Here is a 19,987-nt window from a genome sequence, read left to right on the forward strand (position 1 = left end):
AAGGGGATGTGCTCGGAGATCGAGCCATACGATTCTACCAGAACGGCTGGGTCCTGCCTGAGCGCGGGCGTCAGTCCCCCACGATGCGGCGGATCTTCTCGAGCCGGTCGGCGACCTCGCGCTCGGCGCCGTGCGTCGTCGGCTCGTAATACCTGGTGCCGCGCAGCGCGTCCGGCAGGTACTGCTGGGTGACCACGCCCCGCGGATCGTTGTGCGGGAAGAGGTATCCCTTGCCGTGCCCGAGCCGCTTCGCCCCCGCGTAGTGGACGTCGCGCAGGTGCAGCGGCACCGTGCCGATCCGGCCCGCCTTCACGTCGGCGATCGCCGAGTCGATCGCGTTGATCACGGCGCCCGACTTCGGCGCCGTCGCGAGGTAGATCGTCGCCTCCGCGAGCGGGATCCGCGCCTCGGGCATGCCGATCAGCTGCACCGTGTCGGCGGCCGCGACGGCGATCTGCAGCGCGCGCGGGTCGGCGAGCCCGATGTCCTCCGCCGCGTGCACCATCAGCCGGCGGGCGATGAAGCGCGCGTCCTCCCCCGCCTCGATCATGCGCGCGAGGTAGTGCACCGCCGCGTCCGGGTCGGATCCGCGGATCGACTTGATGAACGCGCTGATCACGTCGTAATGCTCATCGCCCTGCCGGTCGTACCGCAGCAGCGCGCGGTCGACGGCCTGCGCGACCTGGTCGGCCGTCACGCGCGGCTCCGCGGATCCGTCCGACTCGCTGAGCGCGACGCCCGCGGCCGCCTCGAGCGCCGTGAGCGCGCGCCGGGCGTCGCCCGAGGACAGGCTCACGATCGCGTCGCGCGCCTCGTCGTCCAGCACGACGGATCCGTCGAGCCCGCGCGGATCGGTCACCGCACGGTCGACGAGGCTCGCCAGGTCGCCGTCGGTGAGCGGCTTCAGGGTGAGCAGGAGCGAGCGCGACATCAGCGGGGAGATCACCGAGAACGAGGGGTTCTCGGTCGTCGCCGCGATCAGGATCACCCACCCGTTCTCCACGCCCGGCAGCAGCGCGTCCTGCTGGGCCTTCGTGAAGCGGTGGATCTCGTCGAGGAACAGAATCGTCGTCTGCCCGTAGAGGTCGCGATCGTCGAGGGCCTGCTTCATGACCTCGCGCACGTCCTTCACGCCCGCCGTGATCGCGGACAGTTCCACGAAACGGCGGCCCGACGAGCGCGCGATCGCTTGCGCGAGCGTCGTCTTCCCCGTGCCGGGCGGACCCCAGAGGATGACCGAGACGGTGCCGGGCTTCGCGGCATCGGGGTCAGCCAGCGCGACGATCGGAGATCCGGAACCGAGGAGGTGGCCCTGCCCGGCGACCTCGTCGAGCGAGACGGGCCGCATGCGGACCGCGAGAGGGGTCTGCCCCGAGAAGAGCGCGCCGGAGGAATTCATCCCACCCACGCTATCCGGTTCGGCGCACTTTCATCCCGGGAATGTCATAGGCTGGGCCCGTCCCTTTCCCCCTTCACGCGGTCGCCGCGCCAAGGAGCCTCTCGTGTCGATCTCCGACAACACCCCCACATCCGACAGCGTCACCGAGCCCGAGAACGCGCCCGACGTCGAGTCCGCCGAGAACGCCGCTGTTCCGGCCGAGCCCGAGGCTGCGGAGCCCGCGACGGCAGAGCCCGAGGCTACCGAGCCCGAGCCCGCCGCCCCGAAGAAGGCGCCGGCTCCGAAGCCCTCCGCCGTGCCGAGCCCGGCCGCGATGGCGCGGCTCGCGAAGCCCGCGGCCCCGACGGCGCCCGTCGTCGCGCCGGCCGCTCCTCCCGCCACGCCCGGCGCGAGCGACTGGGGCCGCGTGGACGAGAACGGCGTCGTCTCCGTCAAGGAGGGCGACGAGTGGCGCGTGGTCGGCGAGTACCCGGACGGATCGCACGACGAGGCGCTGCAGTACTACGTGCAGAAGTTCGATGACCTCGCGTTCAAGGTGCACACGATCGAGCAGCGCCACCAGGCGGGCGGCGCATCGGCATCGGATCTGCGCAAGCAGGCCACGCAGCTGAAGAGCGACGTCGTCGGCGCCGCTGCCGTCGGAGACCTCGCGGAGCTCGACCGGCGCCTCACGGTGATGGTCGACGAGCTCGCCGAGGCGAGCGCACAGGAGGCGGCGGCGCAGCGCGCGGCCGTCGACCAAGCGATCGCCGACCGCACCGTGATCGTCGAGAAGGTCGAGGAGCTCGCCGCGCGCGACCCGCAGCAGGTGCAGTGGAAGCAGGCGACGGCCGACCTGAACGCCCTGTTCGCCGCCTGGCAGGAGCACCAGAAGTCGGCACCGCGCCTTCCCAAGTCGACCGCGCAGGCGCTCTGGAAGCGATTCCGCGACTCGCGCTCGAAGATCGAGCGCGCCCGCCGCGCCTTCTTCTCCGAGCTCGACGAGGTGCACAAGGCCGCGAAGGCCGACAAGACCCGCCTCATCGAGCGCGCCGAGGCGATGGCCTCGCGCGGCGAGGACGCGATCCCCGCGTACCGCGACCTCCTCGACGAGTGGAAGCGCCTCGGCCGCGCCGGCCGCAAGGCCGACGACGCGCTGTGGGCCCGGTTCAAGGCTGCGGGAGACGTGCTCTACGGCGCGCGCGCCGAGCGCTCCCTCGAGGAGCAGGCCGAGTCGAAGCCGCGCATCGAGGCCCGCGAGGCGCTCGTCGTCGAGGCCCGCGTCGTGGCCGACATCGCGGATCTGAAGAAGGCCCGCCAGACTCTCACCGACATCCAGCGCAAGTGGGACGAGATCGGCCGGATCTTCCCGCGCGAGGTCGAGCGCGATCTCGACTCGAAGATGCGCAAGATCGAGCTCGCGCTGAAGGACCGCGAGGACGTCGACTGGAAGCGGAACAACCCCGAGACCAAGGCGCGCGCGAACGACATGGAGACGCAGCTGCGCGAGTCCATCGAGGGATTCGAGAAGGATCTCGAGAAGGCGCGCGCGGCCGGCGACGACCGGGCTGCCCGCGAGGCGCAGGAGTCGATCGACGCCCGCACGGCGTGGCTGCGCGCCATCGGCGGCTGACGCCTCAGTTATCCACAGGCGCTCCCGGACGGGGCCATATCGCGACATACTCGCGGTATGGCCCCGTCCGCGCTCATCGCAGGTTCCCCGCTCTCGATCGCTGAGCTGACCGCCGCGACCCTCGACGGCGACCTCGCGCGCGTCTCGCGAACCGCCTACGCCTCCACGGCGCTCCCGGACAGCGTGGGCCTTCGAGCATCCGCCGCCCGCGAGTTCGTGCCCGACGGCTACGCCGCCACGTGGACGACCGCCGCGTGGATCCACGGCGCCCTCGAGCGCGAGCCCGATCCGCATCACGCGCACATTCTCGAGGGATCGCCGGCCAAGCGGCACTGGCGCGGCGGCCTCGTCGCCCACTCGTGGCCGCTTCCGCTCATCGACGTCGCCGTGATCGCCGGCACCCCGGTCTCAACGTTCGAGCGCACCTGTTACGACGTCGCGCGCGAGAGCATCGAGGATCCGTCGAGCGCGGACGCGTCGCTCGCGCTCGCGGGGTTCCTCGCGCTCGCCGAGCGGCGCGCCGACGTACTCGCCTGGCTCGCCCAGGGCCGGCGCCTGAAGTTCACGAAACAGGTCGCGGAGATCCTTACGACGAGGTGACGCGATACACGTCGTAGACGCCCTCGATGCGGCGCACGGCGTTCAGCACACGGTCGAGGTGCACGGTATCGCCCATTTCGAACACGTACCGGCTGATCGCCAGCTGGTGGCGGGTGGTCTGCACCGACGCCGACAGGATGTTCACGTGGTGCTCGGTGAGGATGCGCGTGATGTCGCTCAGGAGCCCTCCGCGATCGAGCGCCTCGACCTGGATGTGCACGAGGAAGATCGCCTTGGAGGCGGGCGCCCAGGTCACGTCGATCATGCGATCGGGCTCGTTCTTGAGCGAGCCGACGTTCGTGCAGTCGGCGCGGTGCACGCTCACGCCGCTGCCGCGCGTGACGAAGCCGACGATCTCGTCGCCCGGCACCGGGGTGCAGCACTTGGCGAGCTTCACGAGGATGTCGGGCGCGCCGCGCACGAGCACTCCGGAGTCGCCCGTGCGCGAGCGCTCGCGCTGGCTCGCGGTGGGCGGAAGGTCGACGGATCCGGTGGAGTCGTCGGCGGTGCTCAGCGCGTTCTGGATCTTCTCCAGAACCGATTGCGCGGAGACGTGGCCCTCGCCGACGGCCGCGTACAGTGCCGACACGTCGTCGTACCGCATCTGCGAGATGACGTCGGGCAGCGCCTCCTTGAGGCGCGCGAAGGTCACGCTGTTGCGCCGCATGGCGCGGGCGATCGACTCCTTGCCCTGCTCGATCGCCTCCTCGCGGCGCTCCTTCGTGAACCACGCACGGATCTTGTTGCGGGCGCGCGTGCTCTTGACGAAGCTCAGCCAGTCCTGGCTCGGGCTGGCGTCCGGGTTCTTCGATGTGAACACCTCGACGACGTCGCCAGAGTGCAGTTCGGTCTCGAGCGGCACCAGCCGCCCGTTGACCTTCGCGCCCATCGTGCGATAGCCGATCTCGGTGTGCACCGCGAAGGCGAAGTCGACGGGGGTGCCGCCGGTCGGCAGGCCGATGACGCGCCCCTTCGGGGTGAAGACATAGACCTCCTTCGCGCCGATCTCGAAGCGCAGCGAATCGAGGAACTCCCCCGGATCCTTCGTCTCCGCCTGCCAGTCGCTGATGCGCGCGATCCAAGCCATATCCTGACTCGACGCGTTCGCGTCGGGAGCGCCGCCCGTCTGGGTCATGCGCTCCTTGTACATCCAGTGCGCCGCGACGCCGAACTCGGCCTGGTAGTGCATCTCCTGCGTGCGGATCTGGATCTCGACGGTGCGGCCGCCGGGGCCGATCACGGTCGTGTGCAGCGAGCGGTACAGGTTGAACTTCGGCGTCGCGATGTAGTCCTTGAACCGGCCGGGAAGCGGGGTCCACCGCGCGTGGATCGCGCCGAGCACGGCGTAGCAGTCGCGCACCGACGGCACGATCACCCGGATGCCGATCAGGTCGTAGATGTCGTCGAACTCGCGGCCCCGGACGACCATCTTCTGATAGACGGAGTACAGCTGCTTCGGCCGGCCCGACACGGATCCGCGCACGCGCAGGTCGCTGAGGTCGCGACCGACCTCGTCGATCACCTTCTGCACGTACTGCTCGCGCTGCGGGGTGCGCTGCTTCACGAGGCTGTCGATCTCGTTGTAGATCTTCGGATACAGCACCGCGAACGAGAGGTCTTCGAGTTCGCTCTTGATGGCCTGGATACCGAGGCGGTGCGCGAGCGGCGCATAGATCTCGAGAGTCTCGGTGGCCTTCTTCTTGGCCTTCTCTGGCGGGACGAAGCCCCAGGTGCGCGCGTTGTGCAGGCGGTCGGCGAGCTTGATCACGAGTACGCGCACGTCTTTCGACATGGCGACGATCATCTTGCGCACCGTCTCGGCCTGCGCCGATTCGCCGTACTTGACTTTGTCGAGCTTCGTCACGCCGTCGACGAGGAGCGCGACCTCCTCGCCGAACTCATCGGTGAGCTCGGACAGGGCGTACCCGGTGTCCTCCACCGTGTCGTGCAGCAGCGCCGCCGCGATCGCGCGGGGCGCGAGGCCCAGCTCCGCGAGGATCTGCGCGACGGCCAGCGGGTGCGTGATGTACGGCTCGCCGCTCTGACGCCGCTGCGAGCGGTGCTTCTCCTCCGCGACGCGATAGGCCTTCTCGATGAGGCCCACGTCGCCGCGGGGGTGGTTCTGCCGGACCGTGTCGATCAGCTTGCGCACCGACGCGTTCGGCTTCGCGCGGGTGAAGATGCGCGGCACCAGCCATCGAAGGCTCGGCCCGGAGGCGGGCGAGGTCGGGTCAGCCATGTCGCATCTCCGAGTCAGCCCTCATGACCCCATTCTAGGCCTCGACCGAGGCGGCCTTCGCCCGCGCCGCGAGCACCTTCCGGTCGTGTTCGCGGATCTTCGGCTCGCGCTCGCGCATCAGCGAATACAGCGGCGCGGAGACGAACAGCGTCGAGTACGTCGCCACGATGATGCCGACGAAGATCGACAGCGAGATGTCGCTGAGCGTCTCCGCTCCCATGCCGAACACACCGATGAACAGGATCGCTGCAACCGGCAGCGCCGCGACCACAGACGTGTTGATCGAGCGCACGAGCGTCTGGTTCACACCGAGGTTCACCGACTCTCCGAACGTGCGATCGCCCTGATCCTCGACCGTATTCTCGCGCACCTTGTCGAACACGACGGTCGTATCGTAGAGCGAATACGCGAGGATCGTCAGGAACCCGATGACGGCGGACGGCGAGATCTGGAATCCGGCGAGCGAATACACGCCGATCGTGACGACGAGCACGTCGACGAGACCGACGATCGCCGCGACCGACATCTTCCAGGTGCGGAAGTAGATCGCCAGCACGAGGAACGTCAGCGCGAGGAAGATCGCGAGGCTCCAGAGGGCCTTCGTCGTCACGTCCTGACCCCAGGTCGGGCCGACGAAGGAATCGGTCACCTGATCGGCCGAGACGCCGTAGCCCTCGGCGAGGGCCGCGGCGATCGCCCGCGTGTCGTCGTTCGTGAGCGTCGAGGTCTGGATCTGCAGGTCGCCGCTGCCGAGCTCGGTCACGGACGACTCGGCGTCGGGTGCGACCGACGCGACGGCGTCCGTCGCGATCTGCTGGTCGGTCGACGCGGGCGCCGAGATGGTGAACTTCGATCCGCCCGTGAACTCGATCGACAGCGGCACGCTGCGCACGAACGGCGCGAGAGCCGAGAGCACGACGAGCACGATCGCGATGATGAACCACAGCCGGCGACGAGCGACGAAGGGAATCGACGTCTCGCCGGTGTAGAGGTCGTTGCCGAGCTGATTCATGGTGCGCATCAGTGGTCGCCCTCCGCGTTCGATGTCTGCTTATCGCCGGCCGCCGCGCGGCGCTGTTCCTCGAGCTTGCGCTCGGCGATCGTCTGGCGCTTCTCGGCCTCGCCGCGGGACCGCTGCGCGCGGCCCTTGGCCGCGGTGGGGCTGCGGAAGCTCGTACGGCTGGTGTGCACGGCGCCGAGCGCGCTCGGATCCAGGCCCGACAGCGGGTGACCGCCGCCGAAGAACCGCGTGCGCACCAGCAGCTGCATCACCGGGTGGGTGAACAGCACGAAGATGACGATGTCGATCACGGTCGTCAGGCCGAGCGTGAACGCGAAGCCCTTCACCGTGGCGTCCGCCATGATGTACAGCACGACGGCGGCGAGCACGTTGATCGATTTCGCGCTGAAGATCGTGCGCTTCGCGCGCGCCCAGCCGTCCTCGACGGCCGCGAACGGCGACTTCCCATCGCGGAGCTCATCACGGATGCGCTCGAAATAGACGATGAACGAGTCGGCCGTGAAGCCGATCGTGACGATCAGGCCGGCCACGCCGGCGAGCGACAATCGATAGTCGATGCGCCACGAGAGCAGACACAGCATCACGAACGTGAGGATCGCCATCACCGCGAGCGACGCGATGATCACGAACCCGAGCGCGCGATAGCTGACGAGCAGCACCCAGGCGGCGACGAGCACGAGGCCGATGAGCCCCGCGACCAGGCCGATCATCAGCTGCTGCGAGCCGAGGGTCGCGGAGATCGTGTCGCTCGAGATGACGTTGAAGGTCATGGGCAGCGCGCCGAAGCGCAGCTGGTCGGCGAGCACCTTGGCGGATTCCTCCGTGATGCCGCCGCCCGAGATCTGGGCGCTGCCGCCCGTGATCGCCTGGTTCATGCCCGGTGCCGAGATGACGTTGCCGTCGAGGACAAACGCGAACTGGTTCTGCACGCCCGTGAGGTTGACGAGGCGCTGGCTGATCTCCGCGAACTTGTCGGCGCCGCTCTTCTCGCCGTCGCTCGCCGACTTGTCGAAGTCGATGCTCACGAGCCACGAGCCGTTGTCCTGGTTGACGCCGGCCTGGGCATCGACGATGTCGGAGCCGTCGATCTCGACCGGTCCGAGGATGTACTTCGCCGACCCGTCGGCCTCACAGGTGATCAGGGGCTCGTCGTGCGGCGCGTGCGCCGGGTCGTTGTCCTCGGCCTCGCAGTTGTACGCGAGCATCTCTGCGTACATCTTGTCGGTGACCCAGTTGAGGTCGCTCGGGTCGGTGGGCTCGGCCGTCGGCTCGTCGGCCAGCGTGGGATCGGGCGTCGGGTACGGCGTCGACTCGCCGTCGTCGCCGACGAAGGTCGTCGCCGGGTTCGAGGCGTACAGCACCGGGCGCAGCTGCATCTGCGCGCTCGCCTCGATGCGCTCGCGCTGAGCCTGGTCGGGGTTACCGGGAAGCGCCACGACGAGGTTGTCGGATCCCTGCGTCGTGATCTGCGCCTCCGAGACGCCGGACGCGTCGACGCGCTGGCGAATGATCTCCACGGCCTGGGCCATCTGCTCGTCCGTGGGCGTGGCACCGTCGGTGTCAGCCTCCATGACGATCTGGGTTCCGCCCTGCAGATCGAGCGCCAGCTCCGGGACCCACGTGCCTTCCTTGAACACGTGGACACCGGCCGCGTTAGCGCCGAAGAGTACGAGGGTGAGGCCCAAGAGGCCGATGAGTGCGCGCCAAGCATGGCGCGTGGGAGTGGAAATCGCCACGACAGTGGTGCCTTACGTCGGTCGCCGGAGTGGAAAGTAGATCAGTCGTTCTTGCGCTCGTCGGTCTCGCCCGACGTCTGCTCGTCATCGAGACGCGCGTCGTCGAAGACCTGCTCCTCGAGGGTAGCGCCTTCGTCGTCCTCGACGAACTCCTCGTCGACCTCGTCGACCTCGTCGTATTCATCGGCGTCTTCCGCCTGCAGCGACTCCTGGTCGAGAGTGACCGTCTGCGCGTGCACCTCGATCTCGACGCCCGGAGCGATGGCGATCACGGCGCGCTTGGTGAGGTCGTCGGCGTCGAATGCGACGAGCGTGCCGTAGAGGCCGGATCGCGTCATGACCGGCGTGCCGGGCGTGAGCGCCTGCTGACGGCTCTCTTCGTCGGCCTGCATCTTCTTCCGGCGACGCGACGAGCTCCAGAACATGAAGATGAGCAGGGCGCCGGCGACGACGAGAAGAATGATGTCCATAGAGCGGGAGAGCCTTTCGCGGATCGGTGTGACGTGGGTATCGCGTTCAGCACCCAACAAGCCGGGAGATGCCCGGCACATCCTCACGATTGTATGGCATCGGTGGGCTCGGCAAGGCCCAAATGAGCGTATGCATAGGGAGTCGCAACACGGCCGCGCGGGGTTCGGCCCATGAACCCGATGCGCACGAGATACGGCTCGACGACGCTCTCGATGGTGTCGGGCTCCTCGCCGACCGTGACCGCGAGCGTCGACAGACCGACGGGGCCGCCGCGGAACCGATGCACGAGAGCATCGAGCACCGCGCGGTCGAGCCGATCGAGGCCGATCGCGTCGACGTCGTACAGGTCGAGTGCCGCGCGCACGCCGTGGAGCGACACCTCCCCCGCCCCGTGCACGAGCGTCCAGTCGCGCACGCGACGCAGCAGGCGGTTCGCGATTCGGGGTGTGCCCCGCGAGCGACGGGCGATCTCGCCCTGCTGTTCGGCGTCGAGATCGACGCCGATCATCGACGAGGACCGTTCGACGACGCGCTCGAGCTCGTCGGGCTCGTAGTACTCGAGGTGCGCCGTGAAGCCGAAGCGGTCGCGCAGCGGGTTCGGCAGCATGCCGGATCGCGTCGTCGCGCCCACGAGCGTGAACGGCGCGAGATCGAGCGGGATGCTCGTGGCGCCCGCGCCCTTGCCGACCATGATGTCGATGCGGAAGTCCTCCATCGCGAGGTAGAGCATCTCTTCGGCCGCGCGGGCCATGCGATGGATCTCGTCGATGAACAGCACCTCGCCGGGCGTCAGGCTCGACAGGACCGCGGCCAGATCGCCTGCGTGCTGGATCGCCGGCCCGCTCGTCATGCGCAGCGGGCGCCCGGCCTCGTGGGCCACGATCATCGCGAGCGTCGTCTTGCCGAGGCCGGGCGGGCCCGCGAGCAGGATGTGATCCGCGGGCCGATCCTGCATCGCGGCGGCGTCGAGCAGCAGCTGCAGCTGGCCGCGCACCTTCTGCTGGCCGATGAACTCGCCGAGGCTGTGCGGGCGCAGCGCGCCCTCGACGGCGAGCTCGGTCTCGTCCTGGGGCTCGGGTGAGACGACGGGATCAGACACGCGTACCGCTCTTACTGGCGGGTCCGAGCGCGGCGAGCGTCAGGCGCAGCAGAGCCTGCACCGATGCGCGATCCGCGTCGGAGGCGCCCTCGACGACCTGGTCGACGGCCTCGGCCGCCGTGCGTTCGGGCCAGCCGAGGCCCGTGAGCGCCGCGATCACCTGGGCCGAGACTCCCGCCGGAGCCGATGCGCCGCTCGCGCCCGCAGGGGCCGGCGCATGCAGCTTGCCCTGCAGCTGCAGGGCGATGAGCTTCGCCGTCTTCGGGCCGATGCCGCTGACCTTGCGGAACGGCTTGTCGTCTTCTGCCTCGACGGCCGAGGCGATCTGATCGATCGTTAGGACCGAAAGAATGCCGAGCGCCGACTTCGGGCCGACGCCGTTCACGCCGAGCAGCACGCCGAACACCTCGAGCTCGTCGCGCGTCGCGAAGCCGAAGAGGCTCAACGCGTCTTCGCGTACGACGAGGTGGGTGTGCAGGAACAGCTCGTGACCGTGGCCGGCGGTGCGCGCCACGTCGGGCGGAACCGCGACCGAGTATCCGACGCCGGACACGTCGATCACGACGCTGTCGGCCGCGGTGTGCACGACGGTGCCGCGAACAGAAGAGATCATCGCCCCAGGCTATCGGGAGTTTCGTAGCTTTGTTCGAGCAACACGCGATTTCTTCTCGGCCTCCGCCCACGCGCGCTGTGCCGGCGTGGCACCGGACGGCGAGGGACCCGACGACACCGGTCCGCGGCGCCAGGCGTGGCACAGCGCGATCGCCAGGGCATCGGCGGCATCCGCCGGCTTCGGCAGCTCGGCGAGCCGAAGCACCCGAGCGACCATGTGCTGCACCTGCGCCTTGTCGGCGGATCCGTACCCCGTGATCGCGGCCTTCACCTCGCTGGGCGTGTGCGTCGCCGTCGGCAGGCCGCGCTCGGCCGCGAGCATGAGCGCGATCCCCGACACCTGCGCGGTTCCCATCACCGATGCGACGTTGTGCTGCGCGAACACGCGCTCGACGGCCGCAACGTCCGGCGAATGCGCATCGAGCACCGCGCGGATCCCGCGCGCGATCGTCGCGAGCCGGTCCCCCGGATCCGCGTCGATGGGCGAGCGGATGACGCCGACGTGCACGAGCGTCGCGGAGCGATCGGGCGCCACGTCGACGACGCCCACGCCGCACCGGGTCAGGCCGGGGTCGATTCCGAGCACGCGCAGGGTCATAGCTCCCACGTTAAACGCCCCGCGACTGCCTGGACGGCTGCCGCGGGGCGTTTCGACGGCGAGAGGTCATTCCTCGTCGTTGTCGTTCAGCTCCGCCTGGACCTCAGGGGTGAGGTCGAGGTTCGTGAACACGTTCTGCACGTCGTCGAGATCCTCGAGCCCGTCGATGAGCTTGAACAGCTTGCGCGCGGTGTCGGCGTCGAGCGGCACCTTGACGTGCGGCACGAACTCGGCGTCGGCCGACTCGTAGTCGATCTCGGCGGCCTGCAGCGCCTGGCGCACAGCGACCATCTCGCTCGCGTCGGTGATGATCTCGAACCCATCGGGGTGCGGCTCGACCTCTTCGGCGCCGGCCTCGAGCGCGACCATCATCACGTCGTCCTCGGTCGTTCCGTCGCCCGAGACGACGATGACGCCCTTGCGTTCGAAGTTGAACGAGACGCTGCCGGGGTCGGCCATGTTGCCGCCGTTGCGGGTGACGGCCGTGCGCACGTCGGCCGCGGCGCGGTTCTTGTTGTCGGTCAGGCACTCGATCAGAATGGCGGTGCCGCCCTGGCCGTAAGCCTCGTACATGATCGTCGTGTACTCGACGGCGTCGCCGCCGACGCCCGCCCCGCGCTTGAGAGCGCGGTCGATGTTGTCGTTCGGGACCGACGTCTTCTTCGCCTTCTGAACGGCGTCGTACAGCGTGGGGTTTCCCTGCAGGTCGGGACCGCCCATGCGGGCCGCGACCTCGATGTTCTTGATCAGCTTGGCGAACGACTTCGCACGCTTGGCGTCGATCGCCGCCTTCTTATGCTTGGTGGTCGCCCACTTGGAGTGTCCAGACATATGCCTCCTCGGATGTCTCTCGACAGTTTACGCACCAGCGGGTGCGCGCGTTCACGAGATGACGACGGGCGTGCCCACGGGCAGTTCCGCGAGCCGGGAGGTGACATCCGCGTCCACGCGGATGCATCCGTTCGAGATCGCCCCGGAGCGCACGTCGTGGTAGTGGAACGCCGTGACGGCGACGTCCTGACCGTCGAACCCGGCGAGGGTGCTCGACTGCGCGCCGAGATAGACGATGGGATGTCCCCGCGTGTACGCCAGCGAGGGGACGACCTCGGTGTGCATCACGAACGTGCGCCCGACGGGCGTCGGGGTCGCCTCGGTGCCCCAGGCGAAATCGTCCGCGATCCGCTCGCGCGACTGATCGGATCCGTCGCCCGTGACGATATCGATCGCGTGCGCGTCCAGATCCACCTCGACGACGACGTCGTTGGGGGTGAGCACCGCGTCGGAGACGCGCAGCCAGCCGACCACTTGGCTCGCGTCGCCCTCGCCCGCTCGCGCCTGGCGTCCGGCGAGCAGTACCTTGACCCACGACTCGTGCATCTCGACGACCGGCAGGTCGGTGCCGCCGTACGTCTGCTCCTGCGGCAGCCAGGCGATGGGCTCGCCTGACGGATCCGCGAAGACGGGCGCGCCGGCCTCGTCGCGCGGCGAGGCCGTCAGCGGCAGGATCTCACCCGTCGGGTCGTCGTCGACCGGCAGCGCGGCGTCGACGAGGAAGACGTCGTCGATCGGCAGGTCCCCCTGGTCGTAGGCGGTATCGTTCGCGGGCGGGCCGCTCGGCGTCGGGGTGGGTGTGGGAGTCGCGGTCGCCGCCGGAGAGGGCGTCGGGGCGGGCTGCGCGGCCGGAGCCTCGCGGGGCCAGACCAGGTACGCGACGATCACCACCACGACCACCGCGATCGCGATGGCCGCGCCGATCCATATCCCCCGTTTTGTCACACCTCCATGGTGGCATGATCGAGGGATGAAGATCCTCTCGATTCAGTCGGCAGTCGCGTTCGGGCACGCGGGAAACTCCGCGGCGGTGTTCCCCATGCAGCGCATCGGCGTCGATGTGCTCCCCGTGTACACCGTGAACTTCTCGAACCACACCGGCTACGGCTCGTGGCGCGGCCCCGTCATGGCGCCGCAGGACGTCGCCGACGTGATCACGGGCGTCGAGGAGCGCGGCGCGTTCGGCGGCCTCGACGCGGTGCTGAGCGGGTATCAGGGATCCGAGGGCATCGCCGACGTCATCATCGACGCGGTCGCGCGGGTCAAGAGCGCGAACCCGAACGCGCTGTACGCCTGCGACCCCGTGATGGGCAACGCCAAGTCGGGCTGCTTCGTCGCCCCCGCGATTCCCGACCTGCTGCGCGACAAGGTCGTTCCGGTCGCCGACATCATCACGCCGAACCAGTTCGAGCTCGGGTACCTCACGGGAACCGACCCCCACACGATCGACGAGACGCTCGCGGCGGCCGACGCCGCGCGCGCGATGGGCCCGCGCACCGTGCTCGTCACGAGCGTGGAGCGCCCCGACCGCGACGACGGCACGATCGAGATGATCGCGGTCGACGACAGCGGCGCGTGGATCGTCACGACGCCGTATCTGCCGCTCAAGGCCAACGGATCCGGCGATGTGACCGCCGCGCTGTTCACGAGCCACTACGTCGCGTCCCGCAGCGCCGCCGACGCCCTCGCGCGCACGGCGTCGAGCGTGTTCGGCCTGCTCGAGATCACGCACGCCGCCTCCACCAACGAGCTGAAGCTCATCGAGGCGCAGGAGCACTACGCGTCGCCGCGGATGGAGTTCGAAGCGCGTCAGCTGCGCTGAGCCGCGCGCGCGAGGAAGCGCTCGTGGAGGCGCGGGTCTCCGGTCTGCTCGGGGTGGAAGGACGTCGCGAGGATCGCGCCCTGCTCGACCGCGACCACGCGCCCGTCCGGCAGCGCCGCGAGGGCCCGCGCCGAGGGCCCCACCTCCTCGACGACCGGCGCGCGGATGAAGGCCGCGCGCACGGGCGGATCCCCCAGCTCGCGAACCTCGAGGTCGGTCTCGAACGACTCGCTCTGCCGCCCGAAGGCGTTGCGGCGCACCGTGACGTCGAGGCCGCCCAGGGTCTGCTGATCCGCGGCCCCGTCGACCAGCCGGTCTGCGAGCAGGATCAGGCCCGCGCACGTGCCGTAGACCGGCAGGCCGGACCGGATGAGGTCCGCCAGACGATCCCGCAGGCCGAACGCGCGCAACAGCTTGTCGATCGTCGTCGACTCGCCTCCCGGCAGCACGAGCCCGTCGATGCGCTCGAGCTCCTCCGGGCGCCGGACGCGGATCGTCTCTGCGCCCAGCGCGCCCAGCATGCGCTCGTGCTCGACGACGTCGCCCTGCAGGGCGAGGATCCCGACGCGCGCGGCGCTACCAGCCACGCTCGGCGAGGCGGTGGGGAGCGGCGAGGTCGGACACGTTGATGCCCACCATCGCCTCGCCGAGGCCGCGCGAGACCTCCGCGATCACCGCGGGGTCGTCGTGAAAGGTCGTCGCCTTCACGATCGCCTTCGCGCGCGCGGCGGGATCGCCCGACTTGAAGATGCCGGATCCGACGAAAACGCCGTCGGCGCCGAGCTGCATCATCATCGCGGCGTCCGCGGGCGTTGCGACGCCACCGGCGGTGAACAGCACGACCGGAAGCTCGCCCGTGCGCGCGATCTCGGCGACGAGCTCGTAGGGAGCCTGCAGCTCCTTCGCCGCGACGTAGAGCTCGTCCGAGCTCTTGCCCGCAAGCGCCCGGATCTCGCCCGTGATCTGGCGGATGTGGCGCGTCGCCTCCGACACGTCGCCCGTGCCGGCCTCGCCCTTGGAGCGGATCATCGCCGCGCCCTCGGTGATGCGGCGCAGCGCCTCCCCCAGGTTGGTCGCCCCGCACACGAACGGTACGTCGAAGGGCCACTTGTCGATGTGGTTGACGTAGTCCGCCGGAGAGAGCACCTCGGACTCGTCGATGTAGTCGACCCCGAGGCTCTGGAGCACCTGCGCCTCGACGAAGTGGCCGATGCGCGCCTTCGCCATCACGGGGATCGACACGGCCTCGATGATGCCGTCGATGAGATCGGGATCGCTCATGCGCGCCACCCCGCCCTGCGAGCGGATGTCGGCGGGAACGCGCTCGAGCGCCATGACCGCGACGGCGCCCGCGTCCTCGGCGATCTTCGCCTGGTCGGCCGTGACCACGTCCATGATCACGCCGCCCTTCAGCATCTCCGCGAGACCGCGCTTGACGCGGCCGGTTCCGGTGGTCTGTTCCGTCATGAGTGCCCCTTATGGCCTAGGTCAATGATTGATCTATGCCAAAGCGTAACCGATCCGCGTGAGACAATCGGCATCGATGCGACACGATCCGACACACGAGATCTCCGGGGCCACCGCCGCCGAGATCGCGTCGAGCGTGCGCGGCCTGATCGAACGCGGAGCGCTGGCCCCCGCGGATTCCCTGCCGCCCGTGCGGGTGCTCGCCGACCGTCTCGGCGTGAATCGCAACACGGCCGTTTCCGCCTACCGGCAGCTGGCCTCGTCGGGCCTCGTCGTCAGCCAGGGACGCGGCGGCACGCGCGTCTCGGCGCCCGAGGCCGTCGCGCGGGAGGGATCCGCGAACGACGCGACGCTCGCCGACGTCGGCGCGGGCAATCCGGATCCGCGGTTCATCCCCGATCCGATGCGCGCGCTGGCGGCGCTCGACGGGCACCCCGTGCTGTACGGCGCGCCCGTCGTCGACACCGACCTCGAGCGCTGGGCGCACGCCCGCCTCGGCGGCGACCTCGAGGTCGCGCCCGAGCACGTGCGCATCACCGTGACGAACGGCGCGGCCGACGCGCTCGACCGGCTCTTCACCGCCGTCCTCGCCCCGGGCGACCGCGTGGCGGTCGAGGATCCGGGGTTCCTCACCGTCATCCACACGCTGCGGATCGGCGGATACGACGCGGTGCCCGTGTCCGTCGATGAGGAGGGTATGACGCCCGATGGCCTCCGGGCCGCGCTCGATCAGGGCGTGCGCGCGGTGATCTGCACGCCGCGCGCGCAGAACCCGACGGGGGCATCGCTCTCCGCGGGCCGCGCCGCCGCGCTCCGCGCGGAGCTCGCCGACCACCCGTACGTGCTCGTCGTCGAGGACGACCACTTCTCCCTGCTGTCCCGGCGGCCGTTCCATTCGATCATCGCGCCGCGCCACGAGCGGTGGGCCCTCGTGCGGTCGGTGTCGAAGTTCCTCGGCCCCGACATGGGTCTCGCCCTCGTGGCGTCGGATCCGCACACCGCCGAGCGGCTCGGCAGGCGGCTGCGTCCCGGCACCGCCTGGGTCAGCCACCTGCTGCAGCGCCTCTCGCTCGCGCTCGTGACCGACGAGGACGTGCGCGCGGAGATCAAGGCTGCGGGCGCCCACTACTCCGAGAGGAACGACGCCTTCGGCCGCGCGCTCGAGCGGCACGGGATCCGCGCCCGCCCCGGCGACGGGCTGAGCCTCTGGGTGCCGGTCGCGCGCCCCGCGGCCGAGGTCGCCGCCCGGCTTCGCGAGCGCGGCTGGATCACCCGCTCGGGCGATGAGTTCCGCGTCTCCCCGGACGCGGCCCCGTCGCACCACCTGCGCGTCACGGCCCACGACCTCGACGATGCGGCCCAGGATCGCCTCGCGGAGGCGATCGCCGACTCGGGCGGCGCCTGATCGACGGCGGCTACTTCACCGCGCCCGACGTGAGTCCCTCGACCAGGCGCTTCTGCAGCAGGCCCGCGATCGCGAGCGGCGGGATCGCGCCCATGAGGGAGGCGGCCGCGACCTTTCCGAAGTCCTGCACCCGCTCGCTGAGCATGAGGCTGATGACGACCGGAACCGTGCGGGAGTCGGCGCTCTGCGTGACGAACGCCGCGAACAGGTATTCGTTGTAGCTCAGGATCACGAGGATCACGCCGACCGCGACGAGCGCCGGCCCGGTCAGCGGCGCGACGATCCGCACGAGCACGCCGAACTCTCCCGCGCCGTCGAGCCGCGCTGCCTCCTCGAGCTCGACCGGCAGGCGGCGCACGAAGCCCTCGAGCAGCCAAACGGCGAGGCCGACGTTCATGATCGCGTACAGCAGGGTGAGACCGGTGAGAGTGTTGTTGAGCCCGAGCACGCGCAGCAGCACGAACAGCGGCACGATCGCGACGATCGGCGGCAGCAGCCACGGCGCCAGGAACGTGCCCGCCAGCAGCCGGCCTCCCGTGCGGTGCCGCACGATCGCCCAGGCCGCGGGGAGCGCCAGCACGAGCGTGATCGCCGCGCTTGTGAGCGACACGACCAGCGAGTTCGCGATCGCCCTCGGCACGGGGCCGGTCAGCGCGCCGATCCAGTGGGCGAGCGTCGGGTGCTCCGGGAACAGGCGCCCCGCCGCGACCTCGCCCTGGGTCATGAACGAGACCGAGGCGAGATACAGGATCGGGACGGCGGATACCGCGAGCGCCGCGATGAGCCACGCGCTCGCGGCGCGGGACGAGGCTCGGCCGTCGGCCGCGACGCGCTCAGCCATGGCTCCTCCTTGCGATCAGGATCGGGGGCAGGGTGATGAGGGTGACGACGACGGCGAGCAGTAGCGTGATCGCGGCGCCCCGGCCGACGTCGAACTGCTCGATGGCGGCCTTCCAGACGAGCCAGGCCGGCACGGTCGTCGCCTCCCCCGGCCCGCCCTTCGTCATGACGTCGACGAGGTCGAACAGCTTGAACGCGAGCACGAGGCGGATCACGAAGGCCGCCGCGATGGTGCCCGCAACGGCCGGCACCGCGATCTCGCGAAGCAGGCGAAGGCCGTGGGCGCCGTCGAGCGAGGCCGCCTCCATGACCTCGCGATCGATGCCGATCAGGGCGGCGAAGACGAGGATCGTGATCAGCGGCGTCCACTCCCAGATGTCGGCGACCGCGATGCCGACGATCGCGAGCACCGGGTCCGACAGGATCGCGAGCGGCTCCGTTCCCGGCGCGATCATCCGACGGATCGTGTCCAGAAGCCCGCCGTTGGGAGTGAAGATCAGCCGCCAGAGCACGCCGACGACGACGGGCGGAAGCGCGAGCGGCAGCAGCAGGATGATCCTGGCCGCGGAGCCCGCGAACGCCGACCGCCACAGCGCGAGCGCGGCCGCCGTGCCGAGGATCGTGGAGGCGGCCGCCACAACGAGGGCGTAGAGCGTGCCCCGAACGAGGGATCCGATCACGCCCGCGTCCGTCGCGGCCGCGACGATCTGATCCGCGCCGACGACGCTCTGGAAGGGCTTGCCGAGACTCGACTCGGTCACGGCGGCACCGACGATGAAGATCAGCGGATACAGGCCGAGCACCACGGTGACCAGCACGGTGGGTGCGACGAATCCCCGCCGCACCCACCGCGGCCCGCTGCGGCGCCTGGTCGCAAGGTCAGTCATCGGCCAGCAGCGTCTCCCACTGTTCCTGGACCCGCTGCATCGTCTCCTCGGCCGAACCGCCGGTGCCGGCGATGAGCGAGGCGAGCTCGTCGGTGAGCACCTGCGCCGCCTGCGTGGCGTTCTTCCCGGTCGGCCACTCGAGCGCGTCGCTCAGGGTCGCGCGGTTGACCTCCTGGATCTCGGGGAACTCCTTGCCGTACGTCTCGTCCTCGAGCGAGGAGAGCCGGCTTGGGTCGACGCCCGTGGGCGGCGACTCGGTCAGAAGCGCCGCGTTGACCTCGCTCGACGCCGCGAACTCGATGAAGTCCTCCGCGAGCTCGCGCTTTTCGGTGTTGGCCGTGATCACCCAGCTGAAGCCCGAGACGAGGGACGCACGGGGCTCCTGTCCCTCCTCGCCGACCGGGAGCAGCTGCACGCCCCACTTGCCGGCGACCTCGCTGCCCGTCGTCGGATCCTCGCTCTTGACACCGAGGTCGGTCCAGTTCTCGATGAACGCGACCTTGCCGGCGAACCACGCGGAGTTTCCGACGCCGAAGTCGGTCTCGGCCGGCGTCGGCAGCGCCACGTCGTCGATGTCGACGAGCGCCTGCGCCGCCTCGATCGCCTCCGGGGAGTCGATCGTCGGGGCGCCGTCGTCGTCGAGGAACGAGCCGCCGAATCCGGCGAGGCGGTTCGCGAAGCTCGCGCCGAGAATCAGCGGCGACTGCTGTCCGAATACCGAGGCGCCATAGATGCCGTCGGCGCTCTCGTTCTCCGTGATGGTCGTGGCCTGCTCGAGGTACTCGTCCCAGGTCGCCGGCGGCTCTTCGATCCCGTTGCGCTCGAGGATCTCCTTGTTGTAGAAGAGCACGTGCGTGTCGCCGTCGAACGGGAGGCCGTAGATCTTGTCGTCGATCGTCGAGTACGGCTCCCAGATCGCCGGGATGAAATCGTCCACGTCGATCTCCGGGGTCTCATCCACCCAGTCGGTGATGTCCTGGATCACGCCGTCGGCCGCGAGGTCGCCGAGCGAGACGTACCAGGGAGTCGCCACGTCGATCGTGTTCGCGCCCGACTGCTGGTCGAGGGCGAGGTTGGACGCGATCTCGTCGTAGGGCGAGAGCACCGGGTTGATCTTCACACCGGTGCGCTCCTCGTACTCCTTCGCGAGCCACTCGGAGCCGGCCTCGTTCGACTGGTTGAACAGGACGGTGAGCTCCTGCTCCCCCTCGGCGCCGCCGGCCTGCGATGCGCAACCGGCAAGGCTGCCGACGCCCACCATCATGACGAGCGCCGAGGAGACGGAGAAGGCGCGTGCTCTGCGGGATCGGTTCATGAGGTGCTCCGTTGTCGGTATCGGGCCGGTGCG

The 19,987-nt window shown here is 69.8% G+C and carries 19 protein-coding genes; 4 read left to right on the plus strand and 15 right to left on the minus strand.

Annotated elements, in window-relative coordinates; genetic code table 11:
• Positions 1-70 precede the first annotated feature (70 nt).
• Entirely contained in the window at positions 71-1,399 is a 1,329-nt protein-coding gene (locus tag G510_RS0100315) for a replication-associated recombination protein A (protein WP_084644128.1), read from the minus strand.
• A gap of 103 nt (positions 1,400-1,502) precedes the next feature.
• Here G510_RS0100315 and G510_RS0100320 point away from each other — a divergent pair, with 103 nt between their 5' ends.
• Both G510_RS0100320 and G510_RS0100325 read left to right on the plus strand, forming a co-directional pair.
• Positions 1,503-3,011, plus strand: a complete 1,509-nt coding sequence (locus tag G510_RS0100320; protein WP_342664710.1) for a DUF349 domain-containing protein — start codon at positions 1,503-1,505, stop codon at positions 3,009-3,011.
• A gap of 57 nt (positions 3,012-3,068) precedes the next feature.
• Positions 3,069-3,611: a hypothetical protein gene (locus G510_RS0100325; protein WP_029151950.1), complete on the plus strand. Its 543-nt coding sequence runs from the start codon at positions 3,069-3,071 to the stop codon at positions 3,609-3,611.
• On the opposite strand, the gene G510_RS0100330 is transcribed toward G510_RS0100325, so the two are convergent.
• From G510_RS0100330 to G510_RS0100370, 9 genes are all read right to left on the minus strand, one after another.
• Entirely contained in the window at positions 3,598-5,850 is a 2,253-nt protein-coding gene (locus G510_RS0100330; protein ID WP_029151951.1) for a RelA/SpoT family protein, read from the minus strand. The genes G510_RS0100325 and G510_RS0100330 overlap by 14 nt on opposite strands.
• A gap of 34 nt (positions 5,851-5,884) precedes the next feature.
• Positions 5,885-6,871: a protein translocase subunit SecF gene (secF, locus tag G510_RS0100335; protein WP_029151952.1), complete on the minus strand. Its 987-nt coding sequence runs from the start codon at positions 6,869-6,871 to the stop codon at positions 5,885-5,887.
• Entirely contained in the window at positions 6,871-8,607 is a 1,737-nt protein-coding gene (gene secD / locus G510_RS0100340) for a protein translocase subunit SecD (protein WP_029151953.1), read from the minus strand. Before secD ends, secF begins: the two co-directional genes overlap by 1 nt.
• A gap of 41 nt (positions 8,608-8,648) precedes the next feature.
• Positions 8,649-9,077, minus strand: a complete 429-nt coding sequence (locus G510_RS14820; RefSeq protein WP_051216083.1) for a preprotein translocase subunit YajC — start codon at positions 9,075-9,077, stop codon at positions 8,649-8,651.
• Positions 9,078-9,160: 83 nt separating this feature from the next.
• Positions 9,161-10,177 (minus strand): Holliday junction branch migration DNA helicase RuvB, encoded by a 1,017-nt coding sequence (ruvB, locus tag G510_RS0100350; RefSeq protein WP_029151954.1) that lies wholly within the window; start codon positions 10,175-10,177, stop codon positions 9,161-9,163.
• A complete protein-coding gene (gene ruvA / locus G510_RS0100355) occupies positions 10,170-10,790 on the minus strand; it encodes a Holliday junction branch migration protein RuvA (protein WP_029151955.1) in 621 nt (206 codons plus the stop codon). Before ruvA ends, ruvB begins: the two co-directional genes overlap by 8 nt.
• A 9-nt stretch (positions 10,791-10,799) precedes the next feature.
• Positions 10,800-11,387: a crossover junction endodeoxyribonuclease RuvC gene (ruvC, locus tag G510_RS0100360; RefSeq protein WP_029151956.1), complete on the minus strand. Its 588-nt coding sequence runs from the start codon at positions 11,385-11,387 to the stop codon at positions 10,800-10,802.
• Positions 11,388-11,453: 66 nt separating this feature from the next.
• Positions 11,454-12,218: a YebC/PmpR family DNA-binding transcriptional regulator gene (locus tag G510_RS0100365; RefSeq protein ID WP_029151957.1), complete on the minus strand. Its 765-nt coding sequence runs from the start codon at positions 12,216-12,218 to the stop codon at positions 11,454-11,456.
• Between the two features lie 51 nt (positions 12,219-12,269).
• On the minus strand, positions 12,270-13,163 hold the full coding sequence (locus G510_RS0100370) for a L,D-transpeptidase (RefSeq protein ID WP_029151958.1): 894 nt from the start codon (positions 13,161-13,163) through the stop codon (positions 12,270-12,272).
• A gap of 25 nt (positions 13,164-13,188) precedes the next feature.
• Between G510_RS0100370 and pdxY the strand changes: the two genes are divergently transcribed.
• The gene (gene pdxY, locus G510_RS0100375) at positions 13,189-14,040 is read left to right on the plus strand and encodes a pyridoxal kinase PdxY (RefSeq protein WP_029151959.1); all 852 of its coding nucleotides are present in this window, start codon (positions 13,189-13,191) and stop codon (positions 14,038-14,040) included.
• Here the strand turns inward: pdxY and pdxT are convergent.
• Together pdxT and pdxS are read right to left on the minus strand one after the other, a co-directional pair.
• Positions 14,028-14,627 carry a pyridoxal 5'-phosphate synthase glutaminase subunit PdxT gene (gene pdxT, locus G510_RS0100380; RefSeq protein ID WP_029151960.1) on the minus strand — a complete coding sequence of 200 codons (600 nt, stop codon included), beginning with the start codon at positions 14,625-14,627 and terminating at the stop codon, positions 14,028-14,030. The two genes, pdxY and pdxT, sit on opposite strands and share 13 nt — an antisense overlap.
• A complete protein-coding gene (gene pdxS, locus G510_RS0100385; RefSeq protein WP_029151961.1) occupies positions 14,617-15,507 on the minus strand; it encodes a pyridoxal 5'-phosphate synthase lyase subunit PdxS in 891 nt (296 codons plus the stop codon). Before pdxS ends, pdxT begins: the two co-directional genes overlap by 11 nt.
• Before the next feature lie 76 nt (positions 15,508-15,583).
• Between pdxS and G510_RS0100390 the strand changes: the two genes are divergently transcribed.
• Entirely contained in the window at positions 15,584-16,912 is a 1,329-nt protein-coding gene (locus G510_RS0100390) for an aminotransferase class I/II-fold pyridoxal phosphate-dependent enzyme (RefSeq protein ID WP_029151962.1), read from the plus strand.
• Positions 16,913-16,922: 10 nt separating this feature from the next.
• Here the strand turns inward: G510_RS0100390 and G510_RS0100395 are convergent, their stop codons facing one another.
• From G510_RS0100395 to G510_RS14825, 3 genes are read right to left on the minus strand one after another with little or no spacing between them, the layout of a single operon-like run.
• The gene (locus G510_RS0100395) at positions 16,923-17,753 is read right to left on the minus strand and encodes a carbohydrate ABC transporter permease (RefSeq protein ID WP_029151963.1); all 831 of its coding nucleotides are present in this window, start codon (positions 17,751-17,753) and stop codon (positions 16,923-16,925) included.
• Positions 17,746-18,639 carry a carbohydrate ABC transporter permease gene (locus tag G510_RS0100400; RefSeq protein WP_036321371.1) on the minus strand — a complete coding sequence of 298 codons (894 nt, stop codon included), beginning with the start codon at positions 18,637-18,639 and terminating at the stop codon, positions 17,746-17,748. Before G510_RS0100400 ends, G510_RS0100395 begins: the two co-directional genes overlap by 8 nt.
• Entirely contained in the window at positions 18,632-19,954 is a 1,323-nt protein-coding gene (locus G510_RS14825) for an ABC transporter substrate-binding protein (protein ID WP_051216085.1), read from the minus strand. The genes G510_RS0100400 and G510_RS14825 overlap by 8 nt, the downstream gene beginning before the upstream one ends.
• Positions 19,955-19,987 lie beyond the last annotated feature (33 nt).

The sequence above is a fragment of the Microbacterium gubbeenense DSM 15944 genome (assembly GCF_000422745.1).
Taxonomy (GTDB): Bacteria; Actinomycetota; Actinomycetes; order Actinomycetales; family Microbacteriaceae; genus Microbacterium; species Microbacterium gubbeenense.

Bases quoted from the DNA above. Each gene is read 5' to 3' on its own strand.
- G510_RS0100315 (WP_084644128.1), bottom strand. From the start codon at position 1,399: ATGAATTCCTCCGGCGCGCTCTTCTCGGGGCAGACCCCTCTCGCGGTC.
- G510_RS0100325 (WP_029151950.1), top strand. From the start codon at position 3,069: ATGGCCCCGTCCGCGCTCATCGCAGGTTCCCCGCTCTCGATCGCTGAG.
- G510_RS0100330 (WP_029151951.1), bottom strand. From the start codon at position 5,850: ATGGCTGACCCGACCTCGCCCGCCTCCGGGCCGAGCCTTCGATGGCTG.
- secF (WP_029151952.1), bottom strand. From the start codon at position 6,871: ATGCGCACCATGAATCAGCTCGGCAACGACCTCTACACCGGCGAGACG.
- G510_RS14820 (WP_051216083.1), bottom strand. From the start codon at position 9,077: ATGGACATCATTCTTCTCGTCGTCGCCGGCGCCCTGCTCATCTTCATG.
- ruvA (WP_029151955.1), bottom strand. From the start codon at position 10,790: ATGATCTCTTCTGTTCGCGGCACCGTCGTGCACACCGCGGCCGACAGC.
- ruvC (WP_029151956.1), bottom strand. From the start codon at position 11,387: ATGACCCTGCGCGTGCTCGGAATCGACCCCGGCCTGACCCGGTGCGGC.
- G510_RS0100365 (WP_029151957.1), bottom strand. From the start codon at position 12,218: ATGTCTGGACACTCCAAGTGGGCGACCACCAAGCATAAGAAGGCGGCG.
- pdxY (WP_029151959.1), top strand. From the start codon at position 13,189: ATGAAGATCCTCTCGATTCAGTCGGCAGTCGCGTTCGGGCACGCGGGA.
- pdxS (WP_029151961.1), bottom strand. From the start codon at position 15,507: ATGACGGAACAGACCACCGGAACCGGCCGCGTCAAGCGCGGTCTCGCG.
- G510_RS0100390 (WP_029151962.1), top strand. From the start codon at position 15,584: ATGCGACACGATCCGACACACGAGATCTCCGGGGCCACCGCCGCCGAG.
- G510_RS0100395 (WP_029151963.1), bottom strand. From the start codon at position 17,753: ATGGCTGAGCGCGTCGCGGCCGACGGCCGAGCCTCGTCCCGCGCCGCG.
- G510_RS0100400 (WP_036321371.1), bottom strand. From the start codon at position 18,639: ATGACTGACCTTGCGACCAGGCGCCGCAGCGGGCCGCGGTGGGTGCGG.
- G510_RS14825 (WP_051216085.1), bottom strand. From the start codon at position 19,954: ATGAACCGATCCCGCAGAGCACGCGCCTTCTCCGTCTCCTCGGCGCTC.